Annotated in this window: 17 protein-coding genes; 9 read left to right on the forward strand and 8 right to left on the reverse strand. The window is 51.6% G+C overall.

The window, feature by feature from the left end:
- Positions 1-2,008: bifunctional aspartate kinase/homoserine dehydrogenase II (locus AC6R0L_RS12120; protein WP_500629283.1), on the reverse strand; the 2,008-nt coding region annotated here is incomplete at its 3' end.
- Positions 2,008-3,174, reverse strand: a complete 1,167-nt coding sequence (locus AC6R0L_RS12125; protein WP_500629284.1) for an O-succinylhomoserine (thiol)-lyase — start codon at positions 3,172-3,174, stop codon at positions 2,008-2,010. The genes AC6R0L_RS12120 and AC6R0L_RS12125, both read right to left, overlap by 1 nt.
- Before the next feature lie 259 nt (positions 3,175-3,433).
- Here AC6R0L_RS12125 and metJ point away from each other — a divergent pair, with 259 nt between their 5' ends.
- Entirely contained in the window at positions 3,434-3,751 is a 318-nt protein-coding gene (gene metJ, locus AC6R0L_RS12130) for a met regulon transcriptional regulator MetJ (protein WP_334555683.1), read from the forward strand.
- Between the two features lie 113 nt (positions 3,752-3,864).
- Here metJ and AC6R0L_RS12135 read toward each other — a convergent pair whose 3' ends face one another.
- Both AC6R0L_RS12135 and rpmE read right to left on the reverse strand, forming a co-directional pair.
- Positions 3,865-5,145 carry a malic enzyme-like NAD(P)-binding protein gene (locus AC6R0L_RS12135; protein ID WP_500629285.1) on the reverse strand — a complete coding sequence of 427 codons (1,281 nt, stop codon included), beginning with the start codon at positions 5,143-5,145 and terminating at the stop codon, positions 3,865-3,867.
- A gap of 240 nt (positions 5,146-5,385) precedes the next feature.
- Positions 5,386-5,607 (reverse strand): 50S ribosomal protein L31, encoded by a 222-nt coding sequence (rpmE, locus tag AC6R0L_RS12140; protein ID WP_334555681.1) that lies wholly within the window; start codon positions 5,605-5,607, stop codon positions 5,386-5,388.
- 325 nt (positions 5,608-5,932) lie between these two features.
- On the opposite strand from rpmE, the gene priA reads away from it, so the two are divergent.
- The 5 genes from priA to hslU all read left to right on the forward strand — a co-directional run bounded on the left by priA (position 5,933) and on the right by hslU (position 12,245).
- Positions 5,933-8,134: a primosomal protein N' gene (gene priA, locus AC6R0L_RS12145; RefSeq protein ID WP_500629286.1), complete on the forward strand. Its 2,202-nt coding sequence runs from the start codon at positions 5,933-5,935 to the stop codon at positions 8,132-8,134.
- A 350-nt stretch (positions 8,135-8,484) separates the two neighbouring features.
- A complete protein-coding gene (gene cytR, locus AC6R0L_RS12150) occupies positions 8,485-9,492 on the forward strand; it encodes a DNA-binding transcriptional regulator CytR (RefSeq protein WP_500627047.1) in 1,008 nt (335 codons plus the stop codon).
- A gap of 150 nt (positions 9,493-9,642) precedes the next feature.
- On the forward strand, positions 9,643-10,188 hold the full coding sequence (locus AC6R0L_RS12155; protein WP_334555677.1) for an SPOR domain-containing protein: 546 nt from the start codon (positions 9,643-9,645) through the stop codon (positions 10,186-10,188).
- Positions 10,189-10,328: 140 nt separating this feature from the next.
- A complete protein-coding gene (gene hslV, locus AC6R0L_RS12160; RefSeq protein ID WP_487902569.1) occupies positions 10,329-10,871 on the forward strand; it encodes an ATP-dependent protease subunit HslV in 543 nt (180 codons plus the stop codon).
- A gap of 39 nt (positions 10,872-10,910) precedes the next feature.
- Positions 10,911-12,245: an ATP-dependent protease ATPase subunit HslU gene (hslU, locus tag AC6R0L_RS12165; RefSeq protein ID WP_334555675.1), complete on the forward strand. Its 1,335-nt coding sequence runs from the start codon at positions 10,911-10,913 to the stop codon at positions 12,243-12,245.
- Between the two features lie 84 nt (positions 12,246-12,329).
- Here hslU and frdD read toward each other — a convergent pair whose 3' ends face one another.
- From frdD to frdA, 4 genes are read right to left on the reverse strand one after another with little or no spacing between them, the layout of a single operon-like run.
- A complete protein-coding gene (gene frdD / locus AC6R0L_RS12170) occupies positions 12,330-12,707 on the reverse strand; it encodes a fumarate reductase subunit FrdD (RefSeq protein ID WP_487902570.1) in 378 nt (125 codons plus the stop codon).
- 12 nt (positions 12,708-12,719) lie between these two features.
- Positions 12,720-13,103, reverse strand: a complete 384-nt coding sequence (gene frdC / locus AC6R0L_RS12175; protein WP_487902571.1) for a fumarate reductase subunit FrdC — start codon at positions 13,101-13,103, stop codon at positions 12,720-12,722.
- A 2-nt stretch (positions 13,104-13,105) separates the two neighbouring features.
- Positions 13,106-13,864, reverse strand: coding sequence for a succinate dehydrogenase/fumarate reductase iron-sulfur subunit (locus AC6R0L_RS12180; protein ID WP_334555672.1), 759 nt, complete (start codon positions 13,862-13,864; stop codon positions 13,106-13,108).
- A complete protein-coding gene (gene frdA, locus AC6R0L_RS12185; protein WP_487902572.1) occupies positions 13,864-15,672 on the reverse strand; it encodes a fumarate reductase (quinol) flavoprotein subunit in 1,809 nt (602 codons plus the stop codon). Before frdA ends, AC6R0L_RS12180 begins: the two co-directional genes overlap by 1 nt.
- A gap of 212 nt (positions 15,673-15,884) precedes the next feature.
- On the opposite strand from frdA, the gene epmA reads away from it, so the two are divergent.
- The 3 genes from epmA to secB all read left to right on the forward strand — a co-directional run bounded on the left by epmA (position 15,885) and on the right by secB (position 18,157).
- Positions 15,885-16,931, forward strand: coding sequence for an elongation factor P--(R)-beta-lysine ligase (epmA, locus tag AC6R0L_RS12190; protein ID WP_500629291.1), 1,047 nt, complete (start codon positions 15,885-15,887; stop codon positions 16,929-16,931).
- Between the two features lie 180 nt (positions 16,932-17,111).
- Positions 17,112-17,546: a rhodanese-like domain-containing protein gene (locus tag AC6R0L_RS12195; RefSeq protein ID WP_334555668.1), complete on the forward strand. Its 435-nt coding sequence runs from the start codon at positions 17,112-17,114 to the stop codon at positions 17,544-17,546.
- 140 nt (positions 17,547-17,686) lie between these two features.
- Positions 17,687-18,157 carry a protein-export chaperone SecB gene (gene secB, locus AC6R0L_RS12200; protein WP_334555667.1) on the forward strand — a complete coding sequence of 157 codons (471 nt, stop codon included), beginning with the start codon at positions 17,687-17,689 and terminating at the stop codon, positions 18,155-18,157.
- The last annotated feature ends 25 nt before the right edge of the window (positions 18,158-18,182 follow it).

Raw genomic sequence — 18,182 nt, forward strand, 5'->3', positions numbered from 1 at the left:
TGCGCATTACGTCAGAGCCATCGAGATCCTGCCTAGGGTCTGGCTCGGTTAAGCCTTGCTGCCACGCTAAATCGACTAACTCGGCAAACGGTACGCTGCCATCATATTGTTGGAACAACCAAGAGAGGGTGCCAGAGAAAATCCCTGAGACCGCATAGATGACATCGCCACTTTCACGCAAATCGCGCACAGTGTGGTTGATCGGCAAGCCTGCTCCAACGGTGGCATTGTAGAGCCAATGGCGGTTTATTTTGGAAAACGCATCTTGGACTTGGTGGTAGTAAGCACTTGAGGCAGAGCCGGCAACCTTATTGGCAGAGATAAGATGCATGCCTTGCTCGGCTATATCGAGGTAGCGCTCAGCTAACTCTTTACTCGCCGTCACGTCGAGTACGACCACATCGTCATAGCCCTGAATCGCACCGAGGCGCTGGATCCACTCGCCTTGCTGATAAGGGATAGACTCTTCATCGAAATGCTCACTGACCGCGCTAGGATCGATGCCTTGGTCATTAAACCAATAGGTTTGGCTGTCGATCACCGCCACGAGCTCAAAACTCATTCCACGACGCTTTTCTAGCTCTGCTTTTTGTTCTGCAAACAGGGTTAACCAACTGGAGCCAATGTTGCCTTTGCCGCATAGGGCGATGCCGACTCGTTTTTGTGCTTGGAAAAGTTGGTTGTGAATCGCCTTAACGAGTGGTTCGGTTTCGGTGCGGCGTAAGACAGCCACCAAACTGAGACCGGAACGAGATTCAGAGATGAACTCGACAGGCGATGACTTGAGCTTCTGGTAAAAGCCGTAACAGTGGTTGGCGTTGTTGGTGACACCAGCGCCCACCGCAGCGACAAGGGCGTAGCCCTCTTTGAGTTTAATTTCTGCTGCAATGGCGGAATCTTGTAAGAAGCCTAAAGCGCCCCCTGCAATTTCGGAGGTATAAGCTAGGCGTAATGAGTGCTTATCCGCTTGGACTTCATAAGTTAGAGGTTCAAGTTGGGCGCGTTTCAAACTGCTCAGCACTTCTTTTTCCATGCGATTGAAATCATGGCCAGAGGCGAAGTTTAACTGAATCAACAACACGTCATTGAGTGAGGAGATGATCTTGGCACCACGCCCAGAGGCGAGGACGCGCTCAATGCGGCTAGAGCCAGATTCAGGGTCGTAACTGCAGCGCAAGTGTAAGTCCATCGTACTTTGAGCGACAGGCTGCAAGGTACGGCTATGCAGCACGGGGGCGGCAAGGCGTGCCAGTTCACTTGCTTCATCCAGTCGCAATAGGGGCAGAAGACAAGCATCACTGACAAGGCGAGGGTCTGCGCTGTATACGCCAGCAACGTCACTCCAAATCGTGACGCGACTGACCTCTGCGAGCGCGCCAATCACGGTGGCAGAGTAATCGGATCCGTTTCGGCCAAGCAGCACGGTTTGGCCTGCTTGGTTTTGCGCCATAAAGCCGGTAAACACCAGACGACGCTGTGAGTGTTGCGCCAAAATTTCCTTCAGTAGTGGGTAGGACTGACCACGATCCACTTCAGGTTGCGTGCCGGTTTCTGCCCGTAAGAAAGTGCGAGAGTCTTGCGCGATGGCTGGTAAACCCGCTTGATTCAATAGCGCGGCGAGCAGTCTTGAGGACCACATTTCACCGTGGCCAAGTACCGCAGCTCGCTCCGCCTCGCTTAACGGGGCGCTTAATTCGCCGAGGGTGGTGAACTCGTCTTTGAGCGTCGCCAGCATGTGCGCTTGTTCGTCGTCACTGTCAATCAAGGCTTCGATAAGCCCTGTTTGGAATTGTCGTACCGACTGCAACGCTTCATGGGCAAGGCGGCCGTCTTTATAGAGCGCTTCGGTAAATTCAATCAAATGATTGGTGGTTTTACCGGCCGCTGAGACAACGATCAGATCATCGCTGCCAGAGTATTCTTTGAGTATGGTGACTACCCGGCGGTAGCACTCCGGATCCGCTAAGCTGCTACCACCAAATTTATGCAGTTGACGCGATGTCGTCATTACGCGGACTCCTTCACACAGTTAAAGGCTTGCTTGAGATCGTCAATCAGGTCATCGGCATCTTCAAGACCGACAGACAGACGCAGCAGTTGCTGAGAGACACCTGCCTCGGCCAACGCCTCTTCGCCCATCGCACGGTGGGTCATTGACGCTGGGTGACAAATGAGGCTTTCTACGCCGCCTAGCGATTCTGCAAGCGAGAAGAGTTTCAGCTCACCGACAAACTGTTTCAGTTCTTCAAAGCTGCCAGCGAACTCGAAGCTGAGCATAGAACCAAAGCCTGATTGTTGTTTCTTGGCGATGTCATGACCAGGGTGATCCGGCAAGCTTGGGTGATAGATGCGGCCAACCAGTGACTCTGTTTTCAGAAAGTCGAGAATGTTTGCCGAGCTTTGTTCGTGCACCTTCATTCGTGCGCCCAACGTGCGGATGCCACGCAGCGTCATGTAGCTATCAAACGGCGTGCCGGTGGCCCCAATGCAGTTGCCCCACCAAGCCAGTTCTTCAGCGTGCGCTTTGGTTTTGGTGATCACCACGCCGCCAATCACATCGGAGTGACCGTTGATGTATTTGGTGGTTGAGTGAATAACGAAATCCGCACCCAGTTCGAGTGGCTTCTGGAAAATCGGGGTTAAGAAGGTATTGTCAACCGCGACCAGTGCGCCGACTTGTTTCGCTTGCTGGCAGGCTTTCTCGACATCCACCACACGCACCAAAGGATTTGATGGCGTTTCCAACAGGATAAGCTTGGGTTTCTGGTTGATGGCGGCGGTCAAGGCTGCGTCATCGGATTGGTCGACGAACAACACGTTGAAGTCGCCCTTTTGCGCGCGGGTATTGAAGAGTCGATAGGTGCCACCGTAGCAATCGTGTGGCGCGACAATCAAATCATCTGGACCGACAAACGCAGAGACCCAAAGGTTGAGCGCTGAGGTGCCACAATTGGTCACTACAGCGCCTTCTCCACCTTCTAACTCATACAGCGCCGTTTCAAGCAGGCCACGGTTCGGGTTACCAGAACGCGTGTAATCGTATTTCGGCACTTCACCAAACGCCGGAAAGCCATAATTGGTCGAGAGATAAATAGGGGGAACGACAGCGTGATGTTGGGTGTCTGACTCGATACCAGTACGTACCGCGATGGTGGCGGGTTTGCGCGTGCTCATAGCGTTTTCCTTGCGAACAGTAGTGACTTGTTTTAGGGAATGAGATATACCTGTTGCTTATCAGGTGTATCCGGCACCCAATGTGGTGTAGTGCTGCGACACACTCACAGTTTGGGCCGATTCACTCCTATCGCCAACCACTTTACTTCTCATTTTTTAAGACGTCAACACTTCTAGACGTCTATATGTCTTTGCTTGTAGCCATAAATACCGTTAAAATTGTGGTTTAAACACTCATACGCAAATATAAAGGTGCGCAATGGCAGACTGGAATGGCGAATACATTAGCCCATACGCAGAACACGGTAAGAAAAGTGAGCAAGTGAAAAAAATCACGGTCTCCATCCCACTTAAAGTCCTTAAGGTATTAACAGACGAGCGTACGCGCCGCCAGATCAACAACCTGCGTCATGCCACCAACAGTGAGTTGTTGTGTGAAGCGTTCTTGCACGCTTACACAGGTCAACCATTACCGACGGATGAAGATTTGCGTAAAGACCGTCCAGATGATATTCCCGCTGAAGTGAAAAAGCTGATGACGGAGATGGGGATTGAGTTTGAGGCGTTTGACGACTAACGCTGGCCCTGTTTTGCACTGAATTTGAATGCAAAAGCCGCTGACATCGTCAGCGGCTTTGTTGTTTTTGCTCAGCCAGAGACAACGGTCGTGGCTGGTAGTGGGCGTCAAGGTTACTCGATATCCATGTAATGGTCAGGCAGCTCAATGCGTGCCACCCCGGATTCTACCGCGGCTAACGCGACCGCTTTGGCGACGCGGGGGAGTAGTCTTGGGTCCATCGGTTTTGGAATAATGTAGTCTGGGCCAAACGAGAGTGAATCCACACCCGCGGCGGTCAGAACATTGGCAGGGACCTCTTCCTTCGCCAGTTGACGGATGGCCGCTACGGCAGCGAGCTTCATCTCATCGTTGATCTCGCTAGCACGTACATCCAGTGCGCCACGGAAAATAAACGGGAAGCAAAGTACGTTGTTGACTTGGTTCGGGTAGTCACTGCGACCTGTACCCATAATGAGGTCATTGCGCACATCATGAGCGAGCTCAGGTTTGATCTCAGGATCTGGATTAGAGCAGGCAAACACGATGGGTTTGTCGGCCATCAATTTAAGATCATCTGGCGATAACAGGTTAGGACCAGAAACGCCAAGGAACAGATCGGCGCCATCGATGACATCTTGCAGCGTACGTTTGTCGGTGTTGTTGGCAAACAGTTGTTTGTATTCGTTGAGATCATCACGTCGAGTGTGGATCACACCTTTGCGATCCAGCATGTAAATTTTCTCGCGCATCGCGCCGCACTTGATCAGCAGTTCCATACAAGCGATGGCTGCCGCGCCGGCACCCAGACAGACAATCACGGCGTCTTCCAGTTTTTTACCTTGCAGCTCAATGGCGTTGAGCATGCCAGCAGCCGTCACAATGGCGGTACCGTGTTGGTCATCATGGAAGACTGGCACATCACAGCGCTCAATTAATTGTTTTTCGATTTCAAAGCAGTCTGGCGCTTTGATGTCTTCTAAGTTGATGCCGCCGAAGGTATCCGCGATGTTGGCGACCGTGTCGACAAATTCATCGATCGTGCGATGTTTGACTTCGATGTCGATGGAGTCCAAACCTGCAAAGCGCTTAAACAGCAGGGCTTTGCCTTCCATCACGGGCTTTGATGCCAGTGGGCCAAGATTACCTAGGCCAAGAATCGCTGTGCCGTTGGAGATCACTGCCACCATATTGCCTTTTGCAGTGTACTTATAGACATTATCGGGGTTTTGAGCGATCTCTCGTACCGGCTCGGCCACGCCTGGGCTGTAGGCGAGCGCGAGATCTTGCGCGGTTTCTGCTTGGGTGGTCAGCTCGACAGAGATCTTGCCTGGTTTTGGAAAGGCATGGTAGTCGAGCGCTTTTTGGCGAAATTGTTCTTCAGGGGTCAGGTCTTGACGGTGGTCATCAGGCATAGAAATAGGTACTCGTTAAAATGATTCAGCACAAAGGGGGTTAATCATTTTAGAGGAACTGAGTCAAGCTGCCTAGGTTAGAATGCGAGCGAGTAGGGTAATATGTGGGAAATGACTGGAGATTAGACCAGATAGAAAGAGATATGACTGCGGGTTTTAATGTGAATAGGTTAATTGCTCTAAATCTTTGGCAACAAAAAAGGACGCCGCAGCGTCCTTTTTCCTATCCGCGAGAAGGAATTACTTCTTACCGCTTGATAGAGCACCGAAACGCTTGTTGAAGCGATCTACACGGCCGCCTGTATCAACGATACGTTGCTTACCAGTGTAGAATGGGTGACATTTGTCACATACGTCTAGGTGGATTGATTCTTTGTCTAGAGTAGATTTGAACTCAAATGTGTTGCCACAAGAACAAGTTGCTGCTACTGCTTTGTATTCTGGGTGGATTCCAGCTTTCATGGGGTAACCTCAATATAGGCCGTGTCGCTATCCGATTCAGAGCCGGACACCACACGTAGTTAATGTAAAATGGATTTAGGACACCGCTGCCAGAGCAGCCATATCTCTAAGGCGCGATATAGTAATGAATAGTACGCCTAGGATCAACCGATTTGGGGTAGAAATCGCTACTTTTTTAGCCGCTTCAGGAGAGGGAGACGCATGGATGTTATCGCGAAGTGGTGTTACCCGCGTCTCCTCATACAGACACTGAGATGCGCTGGCTTTTCTCACTCTGCCTTTTCCCTTAGACTAAACGCGTCATCGACCTGCAGTGAAAGACTGAATGAGACCCACCATCGCCCGAGTCGCGTTACCCGTACCACTAGATAAACAGTTTGACTATCAAATCCCTGGACACCTTTTTCCAGTGATCGGTGGGCGCGTGTCTGTGCCTTTTGGCCGTCAAACCTTAGTCGGTATCGTGACAGCCTTGGTGCAGCAGTCATCGCTGCCGATGGACAAAATCAAGCCGATTAAGCAGGTGCTCGACAGTCAACCCGTTTGGCCCGACTCGTTATATACCTTGTTGCACTGGTGCAGCCACTTTTACCAATATCCACTTGGCGAAACCTTAGCCAATGCGATGCCCAGCGCCCTGCGTAAGGGAAAACCGGCCGACTTTACCGCCGTGGTGGAATGGCAGCTGACGCCAACCGGACGCGATCAGTTGATGCATGGGTTTGGCCGAGCGGTTAAGCAAGCCAAAGTGATGCAGATGCTGCAACACGGCCCGACGTCACACCAACGTTTTATTGATGAAGAGGTCAGCACTAGCGTGCTGCGCGCGTTGACAGACAAAGGTTGGATTGAGTCGATTGAGCGTAAGCCTCATTTTGCTAAGTGGGGTGCTGACATTGAAGCCGATGTCGAGAAACCAAAGCTGAATGAAGAGCAAGCGATCGCCATCGCGACGGTCAACAGTTTCAGCGGTTTTGGCTGCTTTTTGCTCGAAGGGGTGACCGGTTCAGGTAAAACCGAGGTGTACCTCAACATGATTAAGCCAGTCCTCGAGCGGGGTCAGCAGGCTTTGGTGTTGGTGCCGGAAATCGGCCTGACGCCGCAAACCATCAATCGCTTTCGAAAGCGTTTTAACGTGCCGATTGAGGTAGTCCATTCTGGATTGAATGACACCGAGCGTCTCAATGCCTGGTTGTGCGCGCGCGATAAAGTGGCCGGCATTGTGATTGGGACGCGATCTGCATTGCTGACACCTTTTGCTGATCTGGGCATTATTATTGTCGATGAAGAGCACGATAGCTCTTACAAGCAGCAAGATAGCTTGCGCTACCATGCGCGCGATGTGGCGGTCATGCGCGCCAACAAAGAGCAGATCCCGATTGTGCTTGGTTCAGCAACGCCCGCGTTAGAAACGCTGCACAATGCGCTGTCTGGCAAATATCATCATCTGCATTTGTCTCGCCGAGCAGGCAGTGCGGTGCCCACCACCAATCAAGTGATTGACGTCAAAGGGCTCTATTTAGAGGGGGGCCTCTCTGCGCCACTGATCGCTCAAATGCGCAAGCACCTCAACGCAGGCAATCAGGTGATGCTGTTTTTAAATCGACGCGGCTTTTCCCCGGCTCTGATGTGTCACGAATGTGGCTGGATCGCGGAATGCAAGCGCTGCGACGCCTACTACACCTACCATCAGCACAGCAGCGAAATTCGCTGTCACCACTGCGGCTCTCAGCAGCCGACGATCCACCAGTGCCAAGGGTGTGGTTCCACTCAACTGGTCACTGTTGGGGTGGGAACCGAGCAGCTAGAGAAACAACTGCATACGCTCTTTCCAGAGCAGAAAACCATTCGTATTGACCGCGACAGCACGCGGCGCAAAGGCAGCCTAGAAGAGGCGTTAAGCGCCATTCGACGCGGTGAATATCAGATTCTGATCGGCACGCAAATGCTCGCCAAAGGGCACCATTTCCCGGATGTGACGCTGGTGGCGCTGTTGGATGTCGATGGCTCACTCTACAGCAGCGACTTTCGAGCCTCTGAGCGTTTAGCCCAGCTCTTCATTCAGGTGGCAGGCCGAGCGGGGCGTGCCAGCAAACCCGGTGAAGTGTTGTTGCAAACCCACCACCCAGAGCACAGCCTATTGCAAGCACTGTTGAAAAAGAGTTATCGGGACTTCGCCGAAGTGGCCTTAGCAGAGCGAAAACTGGCGGCGTTGCCCCCGTATTCGTTTTTAACGCTGTTTCGTGCGGAAGCGAACCAATCTGAGCTGGTGGAAGAGTTCCTACGCCAAGTCCGCTTTACTTTAGAATCCCACCCTCTGTTTGATTCCGGCTGCATGGTGCTGGGCCCGACACCCGCCCCGCTTGCCAAACGTGCGGGTAAGTTCCGTTGGCAATTACTGCTGCAAACCGAGCAGCGCTCGTTAATGCAAAAGCTGCTGGCCAGTGCTAAGCCGGCTATCGAGTTGCTGCCGAGCGCGAAAAAGGTCCGTTGGTCGGTCGATATCGAGCCTCAAGACTTGAGCTAACACGCCGATTAGTTTAAATAAGGGCAGGGACGATAGGCGCTGTGAGCTGATTTCGTTCTTTTTCATTTATTTGTGATCTGGCTCTCTTTTATAGTTCGGGTTTTGTTAAATATCCCGTAACTTTCTGTTTCGAAATGAATAAACTAGTTGTTTGGAAAGGGATAGGCGAAGCGAACCTTGGCAAGAGCCAAACGATTGCGTTTCGCTGCCAATAAGAGTGGGCATCAGCCTACCATCATCATAAGCGGTGCAGGATTGACCCCGTCATCACCACACCAGACGCTATGATCAAGGCAACAAGGTTTAGGTGGCTAAAGCGCTACATCTTTAATTAAGAGGGTTAATAACTTATGGCGACAATGAAGGATGTTGCCCAGCTTGCGGGAGTGTCGACGGCGACGGTATCACGGGCGTTGATGAATCCCGAGAAAGTCTCTTCTGCGACGAGAAAACGCGTCGAAGAGGCGGTGCTTGAAGCTGGCTACTCACCCAACTCGCTGGCGCGCAATCTGCGTAGAAACGAATCAAAGACCATCATCGCGATCATCCCAGACATTTGCGATCCCTATTACACCGAAATCATTCGTGGCATTGAAGATGCGGCTATGGAGCACGGTTACATCGTATTGCTTGGGGACAGCGGCCAACAAAGAAAGCGTGAAAGCTCTTTTGTGAACTTGGTATTCACTAAGCAGGCCGATGGCATGCTGCTGCTCGGTACGGATTTACCGTTTGATGTTAGCAAGGCAGAACAAAAGAATCTGCCGCCGATGGTCATGGCCTGCGAGTTTGCGCCTGAGTTAGAGTTGCCCACCGTGCATATTGATAACCTCACTTCCGCATTTGAAGCGGTCAACTACCTGACTCAGATGGGGCATCGCCGTGTCGCGCAGATTTCGGGGCCTGAGAGTGCTCTACTGTGTCAGTTCCGTCACCAGGGTTATCAACAAGCGTTGCGCCGCGCAGGCCTAACGATGAACGAACACTATTGCGCAGAAGGCAACTTCACATTTGAAGATGGTGCGAAGGCGATTCGTCAGTTGTTGGCCTTATCTGAGCCGCCGACAGCGGTTTTTTGTCACAATGATATGATGGCGATTGGCGCGATTCAGGAAGCGAAAAAGCTCGGACTTCGCGTGCCACAAGATCTATCGGTTGTGGGTTTTGATGACATTCAGTTTGCGCAATACTGCGATCCACCACTCACGACGATTTCTCAGCCGCGTTATGAAATCGGGCGTCAGGCGATGCTGATGATGCTTGAGATCCTCCGTGGCCACGACGTGCGTGCCGGCTCTCGACTGCTCGAAACAGAACTGGTGATTCGAGATAGCGCCGCGCCGCCGCGCGTCCTCTAGACGACTTGAACGGTCATTGAGCCGCCGGGCGCGCTGGCCGCGCCACTTTGCGGCCAGTTTTGCTGAGCCGCTTCCAATTCCGGTCTGTCCTCACACACAAATCTGCTTTAACATAGCGAGCAGTTGTATTAAATGGTTTGATAATCAGTTGTGGCGAATAGAGATTACGTAAAGCGCGGCAGTAGCCGTAAGCCGACTAAAAAAGCCGCCCCGCGCCGCAAGAAACCGTGGCGCAGTGGTTTGTTGGCCATCGTATTGGTCTCGGCGTTCGGTTATGGGTTGTATCTACTTAGTAGCGACCCTGAGCCGCCTGCGCCGGTGGTTCAACCCGCGAAGCCTACCCCGAAACCCAAAGCGAAAAGCAGCCAAACTCTCCCTCCTCCGCCAGAAGAGAAATGGGACTATGTCGAGTCGTTGCCGAGTCGTGAAGTGGAAGTGAAAGCCAAAGAGCTGGTGGTGTCTGAGATTCCCTACATCATGCAGTGCGGCGCGTACAAAACCGCGCAGCAAGCTGAAGCGCGTAAGTTGGATATTGCTTTCCAAGGCATCAACAGCAAAATTCGCAAAAAAGAAGACAGCAGTTGGTATCGCGTGGTGCTTGGCCCATACAAATTTAAGCGTGACGCAGAGCGTGACAAGCACAAGTTACAGCGCGCCAAGATCGAGCCTTGTGCGATTTGGAAAGAAGCACAATAAACGCCCACGTCTAATGCGTTCAAAGTCAAAACATCGCCCCGCCTTCTTGTCGGGGCGATGTCTTTTCTACCCTTGAATTCTGTTTTTCATAGCCTCATATAAAGACTAACATCCAAATGAATAAAGTATGAGGCCCCACCGTGACTACCATTGTATCCGTACGTCGTAACAACAAAGTCGTCATTGCTGGTGATGGACAAGTATCACTGGGTAACACCGTGATGAAAGGCAACGCACGTAAAGTTCGCCGTTTGTACAACAACAAGGTACTTGCGGGATTTGCCGGTGGTACAGCCGACGCGTTTACCTTGTTCGAACGTTTTGAAAGTAAGTTGCAAATGCACCAAGGTCATTTGACCAAAGCGGCGGTTGAGCTGGCCAAAGATTGGCGCAGTGACCGTGCGCTGCGCAAGCTTGAAGCTTTGTTGGCCGTCGCTGATGAGACGGCATCGTTGATCATTACCGGTAATGGTGATGTGGTGCAGCCAGAAAACGATTTGATCGCGATTGGTTCTGGGGGCAACTTTGCGCAAGCGGCAGCGACGGCGCTGCTCGAAAACACCGAACTCGACGCCCGTGACATCGCGGAAAAGTCGCTCAAAATTGCGGGTGATATCTGTGTGTTCACCAACCATCACCACACTATCGAAGAACTAGAAATCCCGCACAGCGCTGCGAAGTAAAAAGCAAGATAGTGGTCACTACATTTAAGGAATTCAATTATGTCTGAAATGACTCCTCGCGAAATCGTCCACGAACTGAATCGCCACATCATTGGCCAAGAAAACGCAAAACGCTCTGTGGCGATCGCGCTCCGTAACCGCTGGCGTCGTATGCAGCTAGAAGAAGGCTTGCGCAGCGAAGTAACACCGAAGAACATTCTGATGATAGGGCCAACGGGTGTGGGTAAAACTGAAATTGCCCGTCGCTTAGCCAAGTTAGCCAATGCGCCCTTCATCAAAGTTGAAGCCACTAAGTTCACGGAAGTGGGCTACGTGGGCAAAGAGGTGGAGACCATCATTCGTGATTTGACCGATGTCGCGGTTAAAATGACACACCAACAGGCGATGGAAAAAGTGAAGTTCCGCGCCGAGGAGCAAGCCGAGGAGCGCATTCTTGATGCGCTATTGCCGCCAGCACGCGATGCTTGGGGCCAGAATGAGCAGCAAGACGAGAGTTCGTCGAATACTCGTCAAGTGTTTCGCAAAAAACTCCGTGAAGGCAAACTTGACGATAAAGAGATTGAGATTGATGTCGCTGCGCCGCAAATGGGCGTCGAGATCATGGCGCCTCCTGGCATGGAGGAGATGACCAATCAGCTTCAAGGCATGTTCGCCAACTTAGCCGGTGATACTAAGAAGAAGCGTAAGCTGAAAATTAAAGATGCGTTCAAAGCGTTGACCGAAGAAGAAGCCGCGAAGCTGGTCAATCAAGAAGAGCTCAAAGAGCAAGCGATCTTTAACGTCGAAAACAACGGCATCGTGTTTATCGATGAGATTGATAAAATCTGTAAGCGCGGCGAAAGCTCTGGCCCGGATGTGTCTCGTGAAGGTGTACAGCGTGATTTACTGCCGTTGATTGAAGGCAGCACGGTCTCGACCAAACACGGTATGGTCAAAACCGATCATATTCTGTTTGTTGCATCGGGCGCTTTCCAAGTGGCGAAGCCATCGGATCTGATTCCAGAGCTACAAGGTCGTCTACCGATTCGTGTCGAGCTGGAGGCACTCTCTAGCCACGATTTTAAGCGCATCCTAACGGAGCCTAAAGCATCACTGACCGAGCAATACTGCGCGTTGATGAAAACCGAAGACGTTGACATTGAGTTCACCGAAGAGGGTATCACCCAGATTGCAGAAGCGGCATGGACGGTCAATGAAACCACCGAGAACATCGGTGCACGCCGTCTTCACACTGTGATGGAGCGCTTGATGGATGAAATCTCCTTTGAAGCGACCGACAAGGCAGGCTCTAAGCTGGTGATTGATGCGCAATACGTGAAAGCGCGCTTGGGTGAGTTTGTCGAAGACGAAGATCTCAGCCGCTTTATTCTGTAAGTGCGATAGACACTCACAAACGAGGCACAAGATAAACAAAGCCCGCTCAGTTGAGCGGGCTTTCTATTTTTAATAGACGGAGGCTTAGATCATAAAGATAAAAATCACCGCCAACGCTGAGATAAGGGCTGCGAAGAAGTAGCAGGCAATTTTGCCGACGACACCCGCATGGATTTTAAGATCATGCATGCCGTGATGGACACGGTGCATGGCATGCCACATGGGTAGAGCCAGAGTGCCGATGATAAACAGCGCACCGATGATGCTGGTGGCAAACTCGGATACACGATCATAGCTCAATGCGTCTGCGCTGATGATGCCCAGCGGGGCCAGCACACCTAAGACCAAAATAGTCACAGGGGTGATCATCGCGAACCAAGTACCGCCAGCGCCAAATAGCCCCCACCATACTGGCTCATCACTGCGTTTAGGGGCTCTGTTAACGTTGAAATTTGAATTCATGATTACGGCTCCTTACACCACCACGAGGACGACGAGAGAGATAAACGCCACCGCTGCCCACTGAGTGAGAACGACGATCTTTTTATCAACGGGTTTGCCTTTTAAGCGAATCGGCATCACTTGCGGCATCATGCTAAAGAAGGTTTGGGCATGCAGTAAACTGCCAGCCAACGCCACAATGTTGATGGCGATGACCACTGGGTTTGCCATAAAGCCAAGCCAGCTTTGCCACGCTTCTGGGCCTTTGACCAGCGAACCCAATCCGATGGTGAGGAACAGAGTAAACAGCACCAAAGGCAACACCGTTGCTTCTCGCAACATGTAGAAGCGGTAAAACGGATGATCTTTCCACCAGGTGCGTTTCACTTCACGAACGTAAGGTTTACGGTTACTCATCCTTATGCCTCCTCTTTTGCAGGTGTGCCGTCAGGCTTTAACATAGCAATCACGAAGTCCATCGAGGATTCGACTTTGCCTTGGTTCACCGCCGCCGCAGGATCCACGCTCTTCGGACACACTTCTGAGCAGTAGCCGACGAAGGTACAGCCCCATGCGCCATTGTCACCGTTGATCAGCGCCATGCGCTCGGCTTTACCGTTGTCGCGGCTGTCGAGGTTATAACGATGCGCCAAGGTGAGGGCCGCAGGGCCAATGAACTCAGGGTTAAGACCAAACTGAGGGCAGGCGGCGTAGCACAAACCACAGTTGATGCAGCCAGCAAATTGCTTGTATTTGGCCATTTGCTCAGGCGTCTGTAGGTTAGTGCCGTCTTCGGGTTTACGGTCGTTTCCTATGATGTAAGGCTTGATGGCTTCAAGACGCTCAATGAATGGCGTCATATCGACAATCAAATCTTTTTCGATAGGGAAGTTTGCCAACGGCTCGATTTTGACGCCATTTGGGTAGTCACGCAGAAAGCTCTTACACGCCAGTTTGGGCACACCATTGACCATGATGCCGCAAGAGCCACAAATCGCCATGCGGCAGGACCAGCGGTAAGAGAGCTCTTTGTCTAAGTTGTCTTTGACGTAACCAATCGCATCAAGGATGGACATGGTTTCATCAAACGGCACTTGGAAGGTTTCAAAGTGCGGTTCGTTGTCGGTTTCTGGGTCATAACGCAGAATGTCGACTTTTTGAATGCGGTTGGCTGACATTAGGCTTTCTCCTCTGCGTTTTTCTCGGCGGCTTCTTGTGCGGCGGCTTTTTCAGCGGCTTCACCGTAGAGGCGTGCTTTTGGCTGTGACTTGGTGATGGTGACATCACTGTAGTCGATGCTTGGCGCTGCATCCGCTTGATAGAAGGCGAGGGAGTGCTTAAGGAAGTTCACGTCATCGCGCTCTGTGCAGCCATCATCAAGACGCTGGTGGGCTCCGCGAGACTCTTTACGCAAAATCGCCGAATGCACCATGGCTTCCGCCACTTCAAGGCCGTAACCCACTTCGATGGCGTAGAGCAGATCGGTGTTGAACACCTTACCTTTGTCCTTGATGCCAATACGCTTGTAGCGCTGTTTGAGCTCGGTGATTTTATCTATGGTTGCTTGCATCAGATCTTCTTGACGATAGATGCCGCAGCCCGCTTCCATGGTGTGGCCCATTTCCGTGCGAATATCTGCCCAGTTTTCGTCACCCTCTTGATTCATTAGGGCTTGAATACGGGCTTCCACCTCTTTGATTTGCGCGTCAATCGCGGCGTCATTCCAACCTTTGAACTCGGCGGCGCGCTGCACGGCTTGCTCGCCCGCCACGCGGCCAAACACAACAAACTCAGCCAGGGAGTTTGAACCTAAGCGGTTTGCGCCATGCAGACCAACAGACGCACACTCACCGACCGCAAATAGGCCTTTGATGCGTGTCTCACACTGGCCATTGGTTTCGATCCCGCCCATGGTGTAGTGAACCGTTGGACGAATTGGGATGGGCTCTTTGGCTGGGTCAACGTTAACGTAGGCTTTGGCCAGTTCACAGATGAACGGCAAGCGCTCTTGGAGGTACTCTTCACCGAGGTGGCGCAAATCAAGGTGGACCACATCACCGAGTGGGTGCTTGATGGTGTTGCCTTTTTGCTGCTCATGCCAGAACGCTTGGGATACTTTGTCGCGTGGCCCGAGTTCCATATATTTGTTCTTCGGCTGACCCACCGGTGTCTCTGGTCCCATGCCGTAATCTTGCAGGTAGCGGTAACCGTTTTTATTGACGATGATCCCGCCTTCACCACGACAACCTTCGGTCATGAGGATACCGGTACCAGGTAGACCGGTTGGGTGGTATTGCACGAACTCCATATCACGCAGTGGCACACCATGACGATACGCCATCGCCATGCCATCGCCTGTCACGATACCGCCGTTGGTATTACAGTGATACACACGACCCGCACCGCCCGTGGCCAGTACCACAGACTTGGCTTTGATGGTGACCAGCTCCCCTTCCGACATATGAATGGCAATCAGACCTTGCACTTCACCGTCATCCACCAACAAGTCAACGACAAAATACTCATCAAAACGGTTGATGTTGTTGTATTTCATCGAGGTTTGGAACAGGGTGTGCAGCATGTGGAAGCCAGTTTTATCCGCGGCAAACCAGGTTCGCTCGACCTTCATACCGCCAAAGCGGCGCACGTTGACTTCGCCGTTTTCTTTCCGACTCCAAGGGCAACCCCATTGCTCCATCTGGATCATTTCGCGCGTGGCGTTTTCAACAAAGTATTCAACGACGTCCTGTTCACAAAGCCAGTCACCCCCACCCACGGTGTCGTTGAAGTGGTTGTCTAGGCTGTCTTCATCCTTGATAACTGCGGCTGATCCACCTTCTGCAGCAACCGTGTGGGAACGCATAGGATAGACTTTTGAAATCAAAGCGATGTTTAAATCGGGATTTGCTTCAGCTGCTGCAATAGCAGTTCTCAGACCAGCGCCGCCGGCGCCGATGACTGCGATATCTGTGGTAATGGTTTGCACAGTTATCCTCCAGTGTGAAAGTGCGGATGATTCCGCTTGTTATTGTTGCTTTGGGAAGCCCCAAAAGTGGTAGGGGTAGTGTAGAAGAGCCACTCTAGGGAAAAATTGATGTATTTAGGTTTTTGCTCCGGTAGTGCACATAAGAGCATAAAAAATCTAGGATATGTGATAGTTATCACGGCGACTTAGGGTTGGGGATGAGTGGGCTATCAATGAGGGCGGTGATAGCCTGCTTAACCCTTGTTGGGCTTTGTGATACGTTGCGCAGCAAATCACTTCAAGAGAATAGAGCTTTGAACTGGCAACCGACCGCATCGATCGCAGCGCTGAAACAGCGTGCTCACGTATTACAAACCCTACGCCAATTTTTCGCTGACCGAGGCGTCATGGAGGTGGATACTCCGGCGATGAGTCAAGCGACGGTGACAGACATTCACTTGCACACCTTTCAAACTCAGTTTGTCGGTCCTGGCTATGCCGATGGGCAAGCGCTCTATTTAATGACCAGTCCTGAGTTTCACATGAAACGCTTATTGGCTGCGGGTAGTGGTTCGATTTATCAGATCAACAAGGCATTTCGTAACGAAGAGAGCGGCCGCTACCACAATCCGGAGTTCACCATGTTGGAGTGGTACCGGGTGGGTTTTGACCATCACCAATTGATGGATGAGATGGACGATTTGTTGCAGCAGGTCCTAAACGTGGCGCCGGCTGAGCGAATGAGCTACCAAAACGCCTTCTTGCAAGTGCTTGGTGTGTGTCCGTTAAGCGCGAGCATGGAAGAGCTCAAAGTCGCCGCTGCCACCTTGGGGCTGGCGGATATTGCTCAGCCAGAGCAAGACAGAGATACGCTGTTGCAACTGCTGTTTAGTGTCGGTGTGGAAGCCAAGATTGGTCAGACTCGTCCTGCTTTTGTGTACGACTTCCCAGCGACGCAAGCGGCGCTCGCGAAAATTAATCCGACCGATGAACGGGTTGCGGATCGTTTTGAAGTCTATTTTCGCGGCATAGAGCTCGCTAACGGATTCCACGAATTGGATAACCCCAAAGAGCAACAAGCGCGTTTTGAGCAAGACAACCAGAAACGCCAGCAGATGGGCTTGCCGGTTCAGCCGATGGACGGCCATTTAATCGCAGCGCTAGAGGCGGGTTTGCCTGAGTGTGCAGGGGTGGCGCTAGGGGTGGATCGTTTGATCATGCTAGCATTAGGCTTTGAGCATATCGAACAGGTTATCGCCTTCCCCGTGACGCGCGCATAAGGCAAGGGGCGCAATATGGCGTGGCGAGAAGAGGCGTCTTTGTCGAGAAATGTGCAACAGATTCTTATTCTGAGCGCTTTTGACTCGCGCCGTCCCATCATCCTCGTTATACTCCCAAGCTGAATTTTAGTCGGGGGCTGTCCATCCGTTGTACAGTTCCAAAATCGAAGAGCACAGGACATGCAAGAGTACATCGCATTTTTTCAACAGAACATGATTCTCTCTTTGGTATGGGCGGGTCTATTGGTTGCCCTTATCATGAACATCGTGAAATCCACTACCGCGGCCTACAAAGAGATCACGGCAGCGCAAACGACTCAATTAATGAACCGTGAAAACGGTGTGGTGGTTGATATCCGCTCAAAAGATGAGTTCCGCAAAGGCCACATCACGGATGCAGTTCACATTTTGCCATCAGACATCAAAGCGGGCAGCTTTGGCGCTCTTGAAAACCACAAATCCGACCCAATCATCGTAGTATGCAAAACAGGTCAGACGGCGCAAGAAAGCGCGAATCTTCTAGCAAAAGCGGGCTTTGAGAACGTGAATCTTCTCAAAAACGGTTTGATTGCTTGGAGTGAAGCGAACCTACCTCTGGTTAAAGGCAAAAAGTAATTCATTGAGCGCTGATTGAAAAATCGGCGTTTATTCAAGAGAGATGTGAACAGAGCCACGATTTAACGTGGAAATCGAGTCAGCGTCATATCTCTCGGTTAGTCTCTTGGCAGACTATTTTCTATGAAAGGATTTGAACCATGGCTGAAGCAGCACCGCAACAAGAAGCTCAAAACTTCGCAATTCAACGTATCTTCCTAAAAGACGTATCATTTGAAGCACCGAACTCACCAACCATGTTCCAAAAAGAGTGGAACCCAGATGTTAAGCTGGATCTCGACACGCAAAGCCGTGAGCTAGGTGAAGGTGTTTACGAAGTCGTGCTTCGTCTTACCGTGACAGTGAAGAACGCAGACGACACAGCATTCCTTTGTGAAGTTCAGCAAGGTGGTATCTTCACGGCTGAGAAAATGGAAGCGGGTCAATTGGCGCACTGCCTAGGCGCATTCTGCCCGAACATCCTATTCCCTTACGCGCGTGAAACCATCTCAAGCTTGGTGGTGAAAGGCACGTTCCCACAATTGAACCTAGCGCCAGTGAACTTTGATGCGTTGTTCATGAACTACCTACAGCAACAAGCTCAGCAAGGTGAGGGTGAAGCTCAGGCGTAATCTTCGCTCTGACGCAACCTTAGCG

Source organism: Vibrio sp. R15-SG3-ISO1A (assembly GCF_059833955.1).